Consider the following 16,448-nt stretch of genomic DNA (forward strand, 5'->3'; position numbering starts at 1 on the left):
CACTACGCTTTGCTCTAAAGCAAAGCGCGGCAATGGCTCTAGCAACAAAGCAGGACACTCTTTATGATTTGCCGTCATTTTAATAGGTTAGGAGCGTGGTATGGACAAGCGGACACCCTGGATAATCACGCTCTTATTAGTGGCGACATTCATCACCCCCCAGGCATTCGCGGCCACTTCGATTAAAGTGATAGCGTCATTTTCGGTCATCGAAGATTTAGTCAAGCGTGTCGCAGGCGATGATATCAGCATCACGACGATTGTACCGGTGGGCGATGATGTTCACCGCTGGGAGCTGACGCCCCCTAACGTACTTGCAGTGGAAGAAGCCGATATTGTGTTTTACAACGGCCACGGGCTAGAGCCATGGATCCGTCATGTAGAAGCGATGGCCAACGACACGCTAACGCTAATGGCTCTGGCCGAAAGCGCCAACTATGCGCCGCTGACGATTCCAGTGGGTCAGCATAAAGGCAATCCGGACCCCCATATGTGGATGGACCCCAAAGGAGCTGCCGCTTATATCGAGGTAATCACTCACACCCTAAGCGTACGCTATCCCGACAAAGCAGCCGCTTTTCAGGCTCGAGCGGTGCAAGCCAGGGAGGCGCTTGCCCTACTCGACCAGCAGATAAAAGAGCGCCTGGAGGGGATTCCGCAAACCAATCGTATACTCACTACCAGTGAAGCGGCTTTTGGCTATTTTGCCCACGCTTACGGCTTTGAGTATGCCGCGATTTGGGGCCTAGGCAGCGAGACACTGGGCAGCGCCCAGGCTATGGAAATCATGAGCAAACGCTTAACCGACAAACGTCCGCCCGCGCTGTTTTATGAAAGCACGACGCCCTATATCCATATGGATGCCCTAGCGCGAGAGGCTGGCCTTACGCTAGCAGGCCCGCTCTATGTGGATACGCTGAGTGATACCGATGGCCCCGCCTACAACTACCCGGCAATGCTGCGCCACAATGCCGAGCTGTTGCATGAAGCGCTGGGAGGTGCCAGGGCCGAGGAGTAGGCGCTAGCTAACCAGCTCGCGAAGCGATGCCACTATCAGATCCGGGTGGCTCTGCTCGATGGGGTCGCCGTGGTTATAGCCATATGGCAGTGCCACCGTCGTAAAGCCCGCCGCCTTACCCGCCGCGATATCATGGCGAGAGTCCCCCACCATCACGCTCGCCGAGGGGGCAATATCCAGCGTATGGGCAACATGCAGAAGCGGCAACGGGCTGGGTTTTTTCTCGGCTAGCGAGTCGCCGCCCACGGTAGACGTGAACAGCGCCAGCACACCAAAGTGGCTTAAAATAGGCGCAATGAACCGCTCGGGTTTATTGGTAATCAAGGCCAGCACAAAACCCGCCTCATGCAGCGCATGAAGCGCTTCAGACGCGTCCGGGTAGAGTTTGGTTAATGCATTGGGCGCGGCCCCGTAATGGCGCATAAACGCTTCGTAGGCGTTTTGTTGCAACGCTGCCTCCGGTGCGGCGTTGAGTGCCCAGGACAGCGCTCGCTCTACCAGTACCTGTGCGCCGTTGCCCACCCAATCGCGCACCTGATCTTCACTCGGCTGCGCCAGCCCAACTTCTTGCAGCGCCCGCTGCACGCCAACGGCCAAATCGGGCACTGAGTCGATTAACGTGCCGTCTAAATCAAAGGCGATTAACCGCTTTCCTTGCAAAATGGTATGCACGCGTGGCCTCACTTATGTGCTTAGGCTGCTAGTTGGCAACAGTGTCGATTAATTTGATCATCTTACCTACTTAGTTCTTCGTCATACACCGCATAAAGTTCTATGCTGTGGCTATATTTGACAAGGAGAGAGTAATGGCCATTCCCCGAATTGTGATTGTGGGCGGCGGCGCGGGCGGGCTAGCCCTAGCCACCCGTCTTGGACACACGCTAGGTAAAAAAAAGCGCGCTGAGATTGTCCTGCTTGACCGCAACGCCACCCACGTATGGAAGCCGCTGCTGCATGAGCTAGCCACCGGGGTGCTAAACTCCAGCATGGATGAAGTGGATTATCGCGGGCACTCCTCAGCCCACTACTACCGCTACCAGCGCGGCTCGCTCAACGGTCTTGATCGGGAACAGAAGGTCATTCACCTGGCACCTATTGAAGATGAAGATGGCGTGGAGGTACTGCCCGCCCGCCAGCTCACTTATGACTATTTAGTACTGTCACTTGGCAGTATCTCGAATGATTTTGGTACCAAGGGAGTCGCAGAGCACTGCCACTTTATTGACTCTCCCCAGCAGGCCAAAGCCTTCCAGCGGGACATGATCAATACCTTCCTGCGCTATACCGACCCCAAGCTGCGTCAGAACACCCAGCTCACCATTGGCATTGTCGGCGGCGGTGCAACGGGGGTGGAGCTTTCGGCGGAATTGTTAGACGCCTCGCGCCTGCTCAATGCCTACGGCGTCACGGCTGTTGATCACCAAACCATTAGCGTGCATTTGATTGAAGCGGCACCGCGCCTGCTCCCCGGTTTATCTGAGCGCATCAGCCAAACCGTTCAGCAAGAGCTGGAGAGCATGGGGGTCACCGTACATGTGGGCACGGCAATTCAAGAAGCTCAGGAGTATCAGCTGGTCACAGGCGACGGTGAGGTGATCGAAACCGATCTCAACGTATGGGCCGCTGGCATTAAAGCGCCGCCGTTTCTTACTGAGCTGGGCTTAAGCACCAACAAGCGCAACCAGATCAACGTCAAGCAGACACTGCAGAGCGTAGACGACCCGCATATTTTTGCAATGGGCGACTGCGCTTGCTGCCCCCAAGGCGATAATGCAACGGTGCCGCCTCGCGCTCAGGCCGCCCATCAGCAGGCCAAGCTATTGGCTAAAAACCTGGAGCATTGCCTGGAGAAGAAGCCGCTGCGCGAATTTCACTATCGCGATCACGGCTCGCTTGTATCCCTGGCCCGTTACGACGCGGTAGGTAACCTCATGCGCAGCTCCGCCTCTCGCGGGCTTTTTCTGGAGGGCTGGCTGGCGCGCCAAGCCTATGCATCGCTCTACCGCATGCATCAACTCTCTATTCACGGTGCGCCAAAAACCGGGCTTGCATGGTTGGTGGATAAATTAAACCGCTACCTCAAACCACGCATGAAACTTCACTAAAGACATGCAAAGGGCGGGAGATCTACCCTAATACCATTCAGTTAAGCATAGTTAGCGGTCATGGGAGGGAGCTTCAGCTCGCGACGGGGGCTCTGCTAAGGCGCCTAGCGGCGCCATTCGCCCGCTAAAGCGGCCTCCCACTCAGGCTTACTCAGCATAACGGGTAGGTAAACCCGATAACTATCAGCGAACCTTGGCCAGCTCCGCGCGCATCTGCTGAATCACGCTGTCGTAGCCGTGGGGGTCGCTTGCCTGGTGGGCGTTAAAGATCGCTGAACCCGCTACAAAGGTATCGGCACCGGCGGCGGCGATATCCGCGATATTGTCGACTTTGACGCCACCATCAATCTCCAAGCGAATGGGCAAGCCCGAAGCGTCGATACGCGCACGTGCCTCACGCAGCTTGTTCAGCGTGCCGGGGATAAACGACTGGCCGCCAAAGCCGGGGTTGACGCTCATCAGCAGCACCATATCAACCTTATCCATCACGTAATCAAGATACGAAAGCGGCGTGGCCGGGTTAAACACCAGCCCCGCTTTACAACCACCATCACGAATCAGCTGCAGCGAACGATCAATATGCTCAGAGGCTTCGGGGTGGAAAGTGATGTAGCTGGCACCCGCCTCAATAAAATCGCTAATCATGCGATCCACCGGCTTCACCATCAGATGCACATCAATGGGTGCCGTCACGCCATGGTCGCGCAGCGCCTTACATACCATCGGCCCAATAGTCAGGTTCGGCACGTAATGGTTGTCCATAACGTCGAAATGAACCACATCGGCGCCGGCCGCCAGCACGTTATCAACCTCCTCGCCCAGCCGCGCAAAGTTAGCGGAGAGTATCGAAGGGGCAATCAAAAAATCCTGTGCAGCGCTCATGAAGGGGTCCTCAGGTAATAAAAATAAAGGGGCCATCTTACCAGAGCCACACACGAAGCCCTATTACACGTGACGGCCATGCAGCACGCTTGCCGTCAATGCATATCCTTAAACAGATATTTCCAAATAGAATATAAAACACGATTGTAATTCCACAATCCTAGGTTTAACCTTAGCGTCATCGCGACTAAATCGCCCCCAGAATCAAGGAGTCTATAATGACGCTACCCTCCTCTTTCCGCACCGGCCTTCGCCGTAGCCTACTGGCCGTTGCCGTTGGCACCGTCGTTTCTGGCATGACCTTCTCCAGCGCCGCCGTTGCTCAGGAGCGCGAGCTGCTGAACTCCTCCTATGACATCGCCCGCGAGCTGTTCGCCGCGATTAACCCGGAGTTCCAGGCGTGGTGGGAAGAGGAGCATGGCGAAGAGATCGCTATCAGCCAGTCCCACGGTGGCTCCTCTGCCCAGGCGCGCGCCATTATGCAGGGCCTACGTGCGGACGTAGTGACGTTTAACCAAGTCACCGACGTTCAAGCACTAGCCGATGCAGGCTTGGTGGCTGAGGATTGGCAGGATGCGTTTGAGAACAACGCTTCGCCCTACTACTCCACCACCGCTTTCCTGGTGCGCAAAGGCAACCCGAAAGGCATCGAAAGCTGGGATGACCTCGTTAAAGAAGACGTACAAATGGTCTTCCCGAACCCGAAAACCTCCGGTAACGGCCGCTACACGTACCTGGCTGCCTGGGGCTTCGCCGAGAATGAATTCGACGGCGATGAAGAGAAGATCCAAGACTTCATGCGCACCTTCCTGCGCAACGTAGCGGTGTTCGACACCGGCGGTCGCGGTGCCACAACCAGCTTTATCGAGCGCGGCATTGGCGACGTACTGATCAGCTTTGAGTCTGAAGTGAACAACATCCGCAGCGAATACGGCAGCGATGACTACGAAGTAATCGTCCCGCCGGTGAGCATTCTGGCGGAATTCCCGGTCGCGGTGGTGGGTGAAAACGCCGAACGTAACGGCAACAGCGACTTAGCCCAAAGCTACTTAGAGTACCTCTATACCGAAGACGCCCAGCGTCAGCTGGCAGGCTTTAACTACCGTGTCCATAACGACACTGTGGTAGAAGAGTTTGCCGACCAGTTCCCCGACACCGAGCTATTTGAAGTCGAAACCGTGTTCGGCAGCTGGGAAGAAGCGATGGAGAACCACTTCGAAGGCGGTGCTCTGCTTGATCAACTGCAACGTCGTTAACGGAACCCCATGAGCCAATTAGCATTTTGGCGATCCGGCAGCACGCGCGTGCTGCCGGGTTTTGGCCTATCTATGGGTATCAGCGTGCTATTTATTTCGCTGGTACTGCTACTCCCCATTACCGGACTATTTGGCCAGCTTTCTGAACTAAGCCTGGCCGAGTACTTTGCCATCATCACCGAAGGCCGCGTCGTCGCCAGCTATATGGTCACCATCGGCGCGGCAGCCGTAGCGGCGCTGGTGAATGCGGTGTTTGGCCTGCTACTGGCCTGGGTACTGGTGCGCTATGAGTTTCCTGGCAAGCGCCTGCTCGATGCCTTGATGGACCTCCCCTTCGCCCTGCCTACTGCCGTGGCTGGCATCACCCTGGCCACGCTCTATGCGGGTAATGGCTGGGTAGGCAGTATCATCGAGCCGATGGGGCTTCAGATCGCGTATACCTGGGTAGGGATTGCCCTGGCGATGGCCTTCACCAGTATTCCCTTCGTGGTGCGCACGGTGCAGCCGGTGCTGGAAGATTTGCCTGCCGAGGTGGACGAAGCCGCGATGTCCCTGGGGGCTACCGACGGCGTGGCGTTTCGCCGTGTGATTATGCCGCATCTATGGCCCGCGCTCGTCACCGGCACCGGGCTTGCCTTCGTACGCTCATTAGGTGAGTTCGGGGCGATTATTTTTATCGCAGGCAATATGCCTTACGAAACCGAAATTACCGCGCTAATGATCTTCGTCAAACTACAGGAGTATGACTACGCCGGGGCGTCTGCCATTGCCTCGGTGGTGCTGTTTGTTTCGTTGGCGCTGCTGCTCGCCATCAATATCTGGCAGGGCCGCTTTGTGCGTCGCCTGCATGGGGGTAAAGGATAATGCGCCGGATTGGTGATGCGCCTTTAGTGCGGCGCTTATTAATTGGCGCAGCCCTACTGCTGTCTGCGCTATTTCTGCTGCTGCCGCTGGTGGCTATTTTTGCTCAGGCGTTCTCCCAAGGTGTGGCGGTGTTTTGGGCGAACGTGAGCAATACGTTCACTCTACACGCCATTGGTCTCACGCTGGTCATCGCGTTAATGACCATCCCCATCTGCTTGGTGTTTGGCGTTGCGCTGGCATGGCTGGTGACGCGCTTTAGCTTCCCAGGGCGGCGCATTCTGCAAACGCTGATTGATATTCCGTTTGCCGTCTCCCCTGTCGTCGCTGGCTTAATTTATCTACTGCTGTATGGCCGCAACGGCTGGATTGGCGGATGGTTAGATAGCCACGATATTCAGCTGATGTTTGCCTGGCCGGGCATTTTGATGGTCACCATCTTCGTCACCTGCCCGTTTGTGGCGCGTGAATTAATCCCGCTTATGCAGGCCCAAGGCTCACGGGAAGAAGAAGCCGCCGTAACGCTGGGCGCTTCTGGCTGGACAACGTTTTGGCGGGTCACGCTGCCCAACATTCGCTGGGCACTGCTCTACGGCATCATCCTTACCAACGCCCGCGCGGTGGGTGAATTTGGCGCGGTCTCGGTTGTCTCAGGGGCCATTCGTGGGCAAACCAATACGCTACCGCTGCACCTTGAGCAGCTCTATCAGGATTACAACGCCGTGGGTGCGTTTGCGAGCGCCGCCCTGCTGGCCCTGATTGCCCTGTTAACTCTTGCGGCCAAGGCAGGCCTTGAATGGCGCGCATCGCGCCGGGAGGCATACACATGAGTATTCGCTTACAGAATATTGCCAAGCACTTTGCCAACACCCAGGCACTTGAACCCATCAACCTGGACATTCACGAAGGTGAATTGGTGGGCTTGCTAGGTCCTTCCGGTTCGGGCAAAACTACCCTGCTGCGTATCATTGCTGGCCTAGAGAACGCCGATAGCTCGCCGCAGCCGGGTAAAATTCTATTTGGCGACCGTGACGTGACCAATGTGCATGTGCGTGACCGCCGCATCGGCTTTGTTTTTCAGCACTACGCCCTGTTTCGTCATATGAGCGTTTATGACAACGTGGCGTTTGGCCTTACGGTGATGCCGAAAAAGCGCCGCCCCTCCAACGGTGAAATTCGGGCGCGGGTCTTCAGGCTCCTTGAGATGGTGCAGCTACAGCACTTAGCCAACCGCTTGCCTGCCCAGCTCTCGGGTGGGCAACAGCAGCGCGTATCGCTGGCTCGCGCACTTGCTGTAGAGCCTGACGTCCTGTTGCTAGACGAGCCGTTTGGCGCCTTGGATGCCAAGGTTCGCCAAGACCTTCGCCGCTGGCTGCGCCGCCTGCACGACGAACTGAACTTTACCAGTGTGTTCGTCACCCACGACCAGGAAGAAGCGCTGGAGCTTTCTGACCGTGTGGTGGTGATGAGTAACGGCCGTATCGAGCAGATCGACACGCCGGATACGCTCTACCGCGCACCGAAGAACCGCTTCGTGTTCGAGTTCTTGGGTGATGTGAACCACCTTGAAGGGCGCGTTCGCAATGGCGTACTGACCTGCGGCGATGCCCACCTGAACGTGGACTTACCCGATGGCGATGAAGAGCTGCAGCTGCGCCCCCATGAGGTGCGTCTGGCGGAAGAACCCAGCGCTGAAAGCCACCTGCCGGTGACGATTACCGCTATCTCCCCGGTCGGTGCCGAAGTGCGTGTGGAGCTAGAGGCCGACTGGCTGGCAAAACCGTGGCTAGCCACCGTTCGCCACGCCGATTTCGAGCGCCTGCACATGCGCCGGGGGCAGCGCTTGTTTGCTCATCCGCGCCAGTGGCATCGCTTTAAAGAAGACGCTAAAACACCTGAGCAGCAAGCAGGCACGAGTGGCTTAGGGACTGCTAGCGCGGCAGGCTAGCACAACGCTATACTGCCGCAATTATTGCAATGCCTTGTTTCTTAACGCTTTGCTTTTTAATACCTTGTTGCGACAGGTATGTTTATCGTTTAACCACAATGATTGCGGAGAGTTTTATGCGTCGGCGTCACTTTTTACGCGCGTCTGGTGCGTTGTTAACCACCCTATTGCTGGCAGGCTGTGCAAGTCCTCAATACCTACAGCTAAACCCCACCCGTAGCGCTAACGTGCCGCAAACCGGCTCGGGTCAGCAAGTGACCGTGGTGGCCGTCGACGCCCGGCCGAGTGAAGTCATTGGTACGCGCACGGGCGGCAACATGTCGACGGCGCAGATTATAGTAAGCAGCCATGAATTGATTCCGCGCCTACAGGCCGAAGCGGAGCGTGCCGCACGCGATATGGGGTTTACCCCTACCCGCGAAGCCGCCCAAGGCCGTCCCAGCCTGACTCTGGAACTTGCCAGCTTGCACTATGGTCGTGGCGACAGCGGGCAGCCGCTAATTGATGAAGCGCGTATTGAAGGGGTTTTCCGGGCCATCGCGCAGAACCAGGGCACGACGTATACCGGAACATATACGTCACGTCGCACCCAAGGTTATGCGCTTAAACCGGGTGAAGATGCCAATACGCGGATGTTGAACGACTTGCTTAGCGATGGCCTAAACCGGGCATTCAGCGACCCAGAGCTGGGTCGGCTTCTCGCCCGTTAAGGGGGATAATTAAACCCGTGGCCCGCGCCGCTCAAGCGCCCAGATGCTTTCACTTCGGCCACGGGCATCGGCGGGCAGCTGAGCGAGTCGCTCGATACGGAAATTGGGCGCCATCAGGCGCTCAATTTCCTCATCCGGCACGCTAAATGGCGGTCCGGCATCGCCATCGGCGTGGGTTAACCCCACCAGCAGTCCTTTCGCTCCCGGTGGCACCAACTGAGCCAAGTGGAAAGCGTAGCGTTCGCGGGTAGCCGGTGGCAGCGCAATCAGCGATGCACGATCGTAAAAAGCCTCCACTTCAGCCGCCTGCTGAATATGCAGGTGAAAGAAGTCACCGCACCAGAGCTCGATGTTACCCTGACGGCACACCTCAAAGCCTGCCTGAGTATAACGAGAGATACCGCCACTACGCTGGGCCAAAAATTGCTCGATAGCCTCCGGGGCAAGCTCTATGCCCAACACCGGGTGCCCTTGGTCCGCGAGCCAGCGCATATCTAAGCTCTTCCCACATAGCGGCACCAACACCTTGGCTCCAGAGGGCACGCCTAGCGTTGGCCAATACTTCAACAGTGCCGGGTGGGTCTCCTCCAGGTGAAAGCCTATCCGTCCCTCTTGCCAACGCTGCCGCCAGGAATTCTCCATGGACATGCCCTCTTACTATCCTAAAAACCTAACTGTTTAGAACCAGCGGTCACGCTTTTTACGACGGCGCGGCAAGTGCGGCACAATCAGCCCCACCAGCAGGCCAGCGCCCGCCACACCGCCACCGTACATAAAGTAGCGCATCAGCAAGTCTTCCTCTTGAGTGTCCAGACGTGCCTGCAGCGCTCGCACCTGTTGGCGTGACTGCTCTGCCTCGTTATCCAGCTCAAGGTTCCTCGCTTCCAGGTCTGCGATGCGCTGCTCGCGAACATCAAGCGTGGCGGTCATGGAAGAGACCCGCTGCTCCCAGGTATCGTTGATACCGTCAAGCTCTTGGGTCAGCTCTTCCACCTGGGCCTGCAGCTCGGGCAATTGCTGACGAGCACTAGGCGTTTGCTGAAGCTCATTGCTCAAAACCCACACCGTATCGCCGCTATTGCTGCGCACCCGGGTGTAATCACCGCTGGTTTCCAGCACTTCCACCTGCTCGCCTGCATTGAGCGTTCCCACAATGCGATAACCATCTGTCGGCCCACTGCGCACGTAGGTACTTAGCTCATCGCTGACCCAGGCTTGGTTATCGGATTGAGCGAATGCCGCTTGGCTGCTCATGCTTAGCAGCACGCCAACTGCGGCGGCATAACAATTACTGCGAAATTTATCTACTTGCATGACGTCATGTCCTGATCATAAAAACGCGCATGGCCGACGAAGCCACCGCGCGTATCGCTCAAAGCGTTGCGCGTGTCTAAAGCGCTTACCCTTCCCCGCGGGGCGGTAACGGGAAGGGACGAGGAAACTCTGCGACGCGAGCATCACTTTTCACGGCCTTCAGGGGGCCTTCACGCTCTACCTCATCAATCCGCACAATGGCGTTAAGAGGCAGGTAACTACGCTTCACACCCTCAAAGGTTCGCTGCAGTTTTTCCGCTCCTGGATCCACCACCACTCGCGACGCATCGTCAAAGACAAACTCCTCGACTTCAATAAAGCCCCAGAGTTCGCTCTGAAAGATCTCTCTGACGTATAAATCCCAAATTTCACCCTGCTGGTGAACCACCACACGGTAGATCGGCTTGGCCGCCATCTTGGCCTAATCCTCTTGCCACTTGAAGGTAACGTTACCGCGCCTAGCCTACCATACTCCGGGGTTGCCCCTTTAGCAGACATCATCGAAAACGGCGCTTTCCTTATTTGACAGCCTCACAGGCCACTAATTAGCCGGTGGTAGCGCCTATTGTGTATGGTACCCACTGGGGCTTGATCTACTTTAAAGGTGAGGACGCGCATACCATCCGTGATCTTTTAAAACGCCAAGAGGATCTCGACTTCTATGTATAATCCCCGCTACGGCAAGGGTAAGGAGTCTATGTGACAAACCACCAAGAGGTCTCTTCACCTGAAGATGCCAAGCTCAACGAGCTAGCACGTCCGGCAACGGCGAGCGCTTTGGCGAAGCCTCTCTGCCATTTGAGCAGTTCACTTCGCGGCTCTATATCTACCACTACGCCCCTCTAGAAAGAGGCGAGCTGGCCACGGTGACCGATGAAGAACTAGAGCGCGTTAAGGGCTTTCTGCACCGTAGCTGGGGAGCCACACGCTTCCCCCTACTGAGCTGCAGGCCGACTAATGGCCCCAGTAATACGGGGCCTCCCAAACACTACAGATACGACCAAGATGATACGACTCGATCAATTACTGGTCAGCCAAGGACTGGCCAGTTCTCGTACCCGTGCCCAGCGGCTGATCAAAAACGGGCGCGTTTTTTTAAGCGACGGCACCTTGCTGAGCAAACCCTCTGAAAAATGGCCGACCAATGCCCCACTCCGCGTGGAGGAGGACCCAGAAGAGCGCTACGCCTCACGCGCAGGGCTAAAGCTAGAAGGCGTTCTACAGGCGTTAGCCATGCGCTTAGAGGATAAAGGCGTGCTGGATATTGGCCAGTCCACAGGCGGGTTTACTGACTGCGCGCTGCAATTTGGCGCACGCCATGTAGTAGGCGTGGAAGTCGGCCACGACCAGCTTGCCAGCCACTTACGCAGCGACCCACGAGTAACCTGCCTGGAAGGCCTCAATGCCCGTCATATGAGCACCTCAGAGGCACTTTTGAGCACGCTTGCCGAACGGCCGATTGATCTTGCGGTGATGGATGTATCGTTTATATCCCAGACGCTGATTCTGCCTGAGATTGCCGCCCTACTGCCGCCTAGCGGGCAGCTGCTTTCGCTGGTAAAACCACAGTTTGAGCTAGACCCCGGTGCGCTGGATAAACGCGGCGTCGTGCGCGACCCTCGTCGCTACGCAGAGGTGGAGCAAAAAATACGCACCGCCTGCGAGCAGTGCGGCCTCGTCATCAGCCACTGGCAAGAGAGCCCGATTACCGGCAGCGACGGCAATCGGGAGTTTCTTCTTCTCGCCAGCAAGCCCTAGCGGTTAGCTCAACGAAGCAGGCGGGAGGGTCGGCTTGGACTGCACTTTCACCGACTCCCCTTGCTCAGGATGCAGCCAAACATCGAGCTGTTCAAAGGCGATCTTCACTCCCGCCTCCTTGAACAGCTCGTCCACTCGGCAGTTCACCTCATCGGCGGCAAATAAGCGGTCCAGTAGGTCATTGACAAAAATACGCAGTTCGAAATTCAGGCTGTGTGGCCCATAGCTCAAGCAGAACACCTGCGGCTCCGGGTCATCCAATACGCGTGCGTTCTCATCGGCAGCCTGACGTAACAGTCTATGCACGAGTGGTAAATCCGAACCGTGGGAGACGCCGTAGGTGAGCACCACGCGGGTCACGTTATCGGAGAGCGACCAGTTGATCAGTTGGTCGGTCACGAACGTTTTGTTGGGAATGATGATCTCTTTGCGGTCGAAGTCGGTCACCGTGGTCGCCCGAATGCGAATCCGGCTGACCGTGCCGTGAAGGTTCCCTAGCGTAATGGTGTCGCCGATACGAATGGGGCGCTCGAACAGAATGATCAATCCCGAAATGAAGTTGGCAAAGATCTCTTGCAAGCCAAACCCCAAACCCACACTCAGCGCCGCCACCAGCCACTGCAGCTTGTCCCAAGAGACCCCCAAAGTCGCCAGCGACATAACGATCCCGGTGCCTACGATGGTGTAAGAGAGCAGTGAGCTAATCGCATAAGCGCTGCCCTGCTTGAGTGCCAAGCGAGAGAGCACCATGACTTCGAGTAGTCCTGGCAGGTTCCTCGCCATGATGAACGTGACAGCCACTACCAGCAGCGCCGTAAAAAAATCCGAAATGGAGAGAGCATCATCGACCAGATCGCCTTCGCCCGCGTCCCAAAGCGATACCTGGTCCAAGTAACCCAATACCGAGAGCAGATCCGACCACACCAAATAGAGCAGCGCACTGAAACCAACCAGCAGAATCAGCTTGGAGAGCCGCAGCGACTGAGCGTTGATCTTTTCCATATCCAGCGGCGGCTCTTCGACTACCTCGAGCCCGCCTTCGGCACCCTCTTGCACCTGGGCGCGCCGTCTAGCCAGCGCTCGGCGGTAGGCCAAGCGGCGGGCGGCAACGGCCAAACTACGCACCACCGTCGCCTCCACTACCACCCAAAGCCCTAATAGATAGAGCGTAATGGCAAAACGCGCTACCAGCCTGAGCGCCGTGTACTCGTAGCCCCAGGCAACCAGCCCCATCAGCACCAGTGGAACAGCGGCCATGGCGAGCCCCAAGATCAGCCTGAAAAGCCGCACACCAAAGATTGGGACATGGGCCAGGATGAGCTGCGTCAGCGACCACGCCATGGCAAGCAGCCCCCCCATGAACAGTGCCATAGCGACAGGGCGCTGGGCCAAGGGGGTCTCCATCTGTTCAGACATGGCCGCAATGGCCACGACCGGTACCAGCGCCATGCCCAGCCCAATCAACAAGCGACGCAGCCGCGCGTTGTACGCCGGTGACCAGGTAAAGTGACGCTCGGCGACGCCGTCGGGCACCAGCAGTCGCCGCCCAAGGGCTACCACAAACCAGCTCAAACCAAGCTGCAGCAGCGCCGGTGCCAGTCCAAGGGCCAGACCACCTTCCGCCGTACGTAGGGCTACGCCCGTGCCAGCCAACGCCAGCGGGCCTGGTACCGCCAGCAGTGCATTGAGCAAAACGGCCTTGGGGGTATGCAGCTGGGTATCGCTCTTCAAACGGCCAATTTGTGAATGAATCAGCGCCAAACGCGCTTTGATATGCCCGCGCAAAGCGATTAAAACCACGCTCAATAGCAGCAGTGGCGCGCCCACCAACATGTCCCATGAGAGCCCTTTCCAACGGGTAGGCAACACCGCGCGCCACTCCCCTTCCCGCCACTCCTGCTGAAGATGCTGGGGCAGTTGGCGCAGCCAGTTCACATCTAGAGGACGACTGTTGGCCACCCAAAACAGCTGCTCATCGATAGTAGTGCGTAAATCTTGTGTCGTGCTGAGCAGCTGCTGCTGATTGAGCTGTAGCTCGATAGCCGAGCTCAATAGGTTGCCGTATGCTTGTTCGAGCTGCTCGACCAGCTCGCGTCGGGATTGATACAAGCGGGTCAGAGAATCCACCAGCCCTGGCGTGATATCGACGCCAGCCTCTTCCAGGCGCTGAGTTGCCAGTCGCTCGCCCTGCCGGAGTTGATCGCGCTGGCGAATGAGATCGAACTGCTTCAAACGCAGATCGGCGATTTCATCTTGCAAATCCCGGCGCGGCACCACAACGGGTAGCGATTGACGCTGTTCGCGAAGAATACGCGACAACAGTTGGCTGCCGCGAATTGCCTCCATCTGCTCGTTGAGGCTGCGCTGGAGCTGGCGAACATGTTCCAACTGGCGCTGCGCCTCGATGTTCTCGCGCACGATGCCATTGGCACGGTCCGTCGCCCGCAATAGCTCCAAGCTAAGCGTTTGGTTGATCTGCTGTGCATTCAGCACGACAGGGTGCCCCTCGGCGATCAACGGATCGTTCTTGGCGGCATCGGCAATGGCCTGTTCAGACTGAAGACGGCGCTGGCGGTCGATCACGCCCTGGAGCAGGTTGAGCTGCTGCTCTTGCTGGTCGATTTGCAAGGCAATCAGGTCACGACGCTGCTGAGCCAGCTCGCGCAGGCGACTGTTAGCGCTCAACTCCCGCTGGTTCAGGGTGACCTCTTGCTCGGCCACCGCTCGCTCTAAGCGCCACTGAATGAGCTGGGCATCCTCACGGGCCGAAAGCTGGCGGTCGGCGAGCAGCGCGGCTCGGGTATCGTGCTCACGACGCAGTGTTTCAGCCCGCTGCAGCGCCTCGGAAATGGCCTGTTGCGCCCGCTCGGGCAGCGTTTGCGCCGCAAGGAGTTGGGAATTTACCTCGGCCATTTGGCTCTGGAGCTGCTGCAGTTCGATCACGGCATCCGCCAGTTCGGCTTCCAAAGCCTCTAAAGGCATATCGCTAAGGTTATCGACCGACAGCTGCAGACTCTCCTCTTGCGCAGCGTTGAGCTCACGCTCCAGGCGTAGCAACTGCTCAGGCGCCTGACTGACCCGCTGCTCGAGTGCCTGCTGACGCTCTTCAATCGCTTGGAGCCGCTCATATGCCTGCAATGCAGCGGTCAACGCCGCTTGGTCACGCTGCTGGTCAGCGGTAGGCTCAGTTTCAAGAGACTCAATGACTGCCAAGCGTTCGGAGAGCTCAGCTTGAGGAGGAACGCCCTCGATCAAGGTGCTTTGAGCGATGGCGGTTTCCGCCAACAGCACTACCACAAACAGGCAGCCGATGGCGGCTTTCAGGGCATTTCTAACCACGTGACGGATGCCTCATAGACATATCGGCCCGCGATGCCGGGCGAGATGGCCATTGTCATAGGTAAGACAGCTCGACGCAATATTGTCAGCACGTCGCCATACGGAGTTGACTTACACAAGCGGCATGTATAGAAACAGTGCTGACATCTCTCTACTCTTAATTTGCGAGCCACGTTGATGGTTACCCGAAAACTGCTGTTCACCGGTTTGGCGACATTTGTGAGCGCGACCGTGCTCAGTCAAAGCGCCATAGCCGATTCCCGAGAAGACATTGAAGCCCGCATTCAAGCGCTCAGTACCGAACTCTACCAGTTGCGCCAGCAGCTTCAGCAAATCGAAGCACCCGAAGATGCCGCCCTGGGTATCGAACCAGCGCCGCTGCCGGTCGAAGTAGCGCTCGAAGACCTGAGTGAACGGCGACAGTTGGAACAAGAGTCGTCACGTAACCCCTTCGCCATCACGACGCATCGCACCAACTATCTGTTCCCCATTAGCTACAACACGAATCAAAACGTCGAGAATTTCCGCAGCATCACAGACGACGTTCAACCGGATAGTGGTGAGGTCAAATTTCAATTCAGTGCCAAGTTCAATTTGGCCGAAAATGTCTTCGGTGACATAGGCGACGTTTACTTTGCGTATACCCAGCGTAGCTGGTGGCAGGCGTACAACACCGATGCCTCCTCGCCGTTTCGCGAAACCAACTATGAGCCCGAAGTGTTTATCGACTTCGACAATGCCTGGAGTGCCTTGGGATGGGTGAACACCCGCAATCGCGTGTCGTTCATCCATCAATCAAACGGACGCTCCGATCCGCTCTCGCGCAGTTGGAACCGAGTGTACTTGGAAAGCACCTTCCAAAGCGGCGATTGGGCGCTCACCCTGGCGCCTCACTGGCGCGTGCCCGAGTCGGATAGCGATGATGACAACCCCGATATCGAGCGCTTCGTCGGCTATGGCGACATTCGCCTCGCCAAGCGCCTGCAAAACAACCATGAATTTGCCGGTCAACTGCGTGGCAACCCTAGCGCCGGCAACTACGGCACGCAGATCGATTACAGCTGGCCAGCGTTCAACGGCGTGCGCACCCATGTGCAGTACTACTACGGTTACGGCGAGAGCATGATCGATTACAACCACCGCGTGCATCGCCTGAGCCTTGGTTTTAGCCTCAACCCACTATTCAGCGCCACTGGGCTGAACCGTTAAGCCAGTAAGGTTGTCTATATGGTGATGACTGCTATGCTGAAGTCGTTA

The 16,448-nt window shown here is 57.3% G+C and carries 15 protein-coding genes; 9 read left to right on the forward strand and 6 right to left on the reverse strand.

Annotation, left to right across the window (positions count from 1 at the left end; translation table 11 throughout):
* The first annotated feature begins 100 nt into the window (after positions 1–100).
* Positions 101–1,018 carry a metal ABC transporter solute-binding protein, Zn/Mn family gene (locus L1249_RS07315; protein WP_044628194.1) on the forward strand — a complete coding sequence of 306 codons (918 nt, stop codon included), beginning with the start codon at positions 101–103 and terminating at the stop codon, positions 1,016–1,018.
* Between the two features lie 3 nt (positions 1,019–1,021).
* Here the strand turns inward: L1249_RS07315 and L1249_RS07320 are convergent, their stop codons facing one another.
* Positions 1,022–1,690: a phosphoglycolate phosphatase gene (locus tag L1249_RS07320; protein ID WP_044628195.1), complete on the reverse strand. Its 669-nt coding sequence runs from the start codon at positions 1,688–1,690 to the stop codon at positions 1,022–1,024.
* Positions 1,691–1,824: 134 nt separating this feature from the next.
* On the opposite strand from L1249_RS07320, the gene L1249_RS07325 reads away from it, so the two are divergent.
* Positions 1,825–3,123 (forward strand): NAD(P)/FAD-dependent oxidoreductase, encoded by a 1,299-nt coding sequence (locus L1249_RS07325; protein WP_062359145.1) that lies wholly within the window; start codon positions 1,825–1,827, stop codon positions 3,121–3,123.
* A gap of 183 nt (positions 3,124–3,306) precedes the next feature.
* Here the strand turns inward: L1249_RS07325 and rpe are convergent, their stop codons facing one another.
* Positions 3,307–4,005: a ribulose-phosphate 3-epimerase gene (rpe, locus tag L1249_RS07330; RefSeq protein WP_054640885.1), complete on the reverse strand. Its 699-nt coding sequence runs from the start codon at positions 4,003–4,005 to the stop codon at positions 3,307–3,309.
* A gap of 218 nt (positions 4,006–4,223) precedes the next feature.
* Between rpe and cysP the strand changes: the two genes are divergently transcribed.
* The 5 genes from cysP to L1249_RS07355 all read left to right on the forward strand — a co-directional run bounded on the left by cysP (position 4,224) and on the right by L1249_RS07355 (position 8,780).
* Positions 4,224–5,261: a thiosulfate ABC transporter substrate-binding protein CysP gene (cysP, locus tag L1249_RS07335; RefSeq protein ID WP_328284126.1), complete on the forward strand. Its 1,038-nt coding sequence runs from the start codon at positions 4,224–4,226 to the stop codon at positions 5,259–5,261.
* 9 nt (positions 5,262–5,270) lie between these two features.
* On the forward strand, positions 5,271–6,125 hold the full coding sequence (gene cysT, locus L1249_RS07340) for a sulfate ABC transporter permease subunit CysT (RefSeq protein ID WP_062374276.1): 855 nt from the start codon (positions 5,271–5,273) through the stop codon (positions 6,123–6,125).
* Positions 6,125–6,952: a sulfate ABC transporter permease subunit CysW gene (cysW, locus tag L1249_RS07345; RefSeq protein WP_062374278.1), complete on the forward strand. Its 828-nt coding sequence runs from the start codon at positions 6,125–6,127 to the stop codon at positions 6,950–6,952. Before cysT ends, cysW begins: the two co-directional genes overlap by 1 nt.
* Positions 6,949–8,070 carry a sulfate/molybdate ABC transporter ATP-binding protein gene (locus tag L1249_RS07350; protein WP_172515645.1) on the forward strand — a complete coding sequence of 374 codons (1,122 nt, stop codon included), beginning with the start codon at positions 6,949–6,951 and terminating at the stop codon, positions 8,068–8,070. Before cysW ends, L1249_RS07350 begins: the two co-directional genes overlap by 4 nt.
* Positions 8,071–8,186: 116 nt before the next feature.
* Positions 8,187–8,780 (forward strand): YajG family lipoprotein, encoded by a 594-nt coding sequence (locus tag L1249_RS07355; protein ID WP_044628202.1) that lies wholly within the window; start codon positions 8,187–8,189, stop codon positions 8,778–8,780.
* Positions 8,781–8,789: 9 nt separating this feature from the next.
* Here L1249_RS07355 and L1249_RS07360 read toward each other — a convergent pair whose 3' ends face one another.
* From L1249_RS07360 to L1249_RS07370, 3 genes are all read right to left on the reverse strand, one after another.
* The gene (locus tag L1249_RS07360; protein ID WP_172515644.1) at positions 8,790–9,422 is read right to left on the reverse strand and encodes a thiopurine S-methyltransferase; all 633 of its coding nucleotides are present in this window, start codon (positions 9,420–9,422) and stop codon (positions 8,790–8,792) included.
* A 36-nt stretch (positions 9,423–9,458) separates the two neighbouring features.
* Positions 9,459–10,094 carry a TIGR04211 family SH3 domain-containing protein gene (locus L1249_RS07365; RefSeq protein WP_054644975.1) on the reverse strand — a complete coding sequence of 212 codons (636 nt, stop codon included), beginning with the start codon at positions 10,092–10,094 and terminating at the stop codon, positions 9,459–9,461.
* Between the two features lie 85 nt (positions 10,095–10,179).
* The gene (locus L1249_RS07370) at positions 10,180–10,509 is read right to left on the reverse strand and encodes a DUF1820 family protein (protein WP_009100748.1); all 330 of its coding nucleotides are present in this window, start codon (positions 10,507–10,509) and stop codon (positions 10,180–10,182) included.
* Between the two features lie 590 nt (positions 10,510–11,099).
* On the opposite strand from L1249_RS07370, the gene L1249_RS07380 reads away from it, so the two are divergent.
* A complete protein-coding gene (locus L1249_RS07380; RefSeq protein ID WP_058577626.1) occupies positions 11,100–11,852 on the forward strand; it encodes a TlyA family RNA methyltransferase in 753 nt (250 codons plus the stop codon).
* A 3-nt stretch (positions 11,853–11,855) separates the two neighbouring features.
* On the opposite strand, the gene mscK is transcribed toward L1249_RS07380, so the two are convergent.
* Positions 11,856–15,191: a mechanosensitive channel MscK gene (mscK, locus tag L1249_RS07385; protein ID WP_228168695.1), complete on the reverse strand. Its 3,336-nt coding sequence runs from the start codon at positions 15,189–15,191 to the stop codon at positions 11,856–11,858.
* A gap of 177 nt (positions 15,192–15,368) precedes the next feature.
* Here mscK and L1249_RS07390 point away from each other — a divergent pair, with 177 nt between their 5' ends.
* Positions 15,369–16,400, forward strand: coding sequence for a phospholipase A (locus tag L1249_RS07390; protein WP_044628206.1), 1,032 nt, complete (start codon positions 15,369–15,371; stop codon positions 16,398–16,400).
* Positions 16,401–16,448: the final 48 nt, after the last annotated feature.

This window comes from Halomonas sp. Cn5-12 (assembly GCF_021532545.1).
In the GTDB taxonomy this organism is placed as follows: Bacteria; Pseudomonadota; Gammaproteobacteria; order Pseudomonadales; family Halomonadaceae; genus Vreelandella; species Vreelandella aquamarina.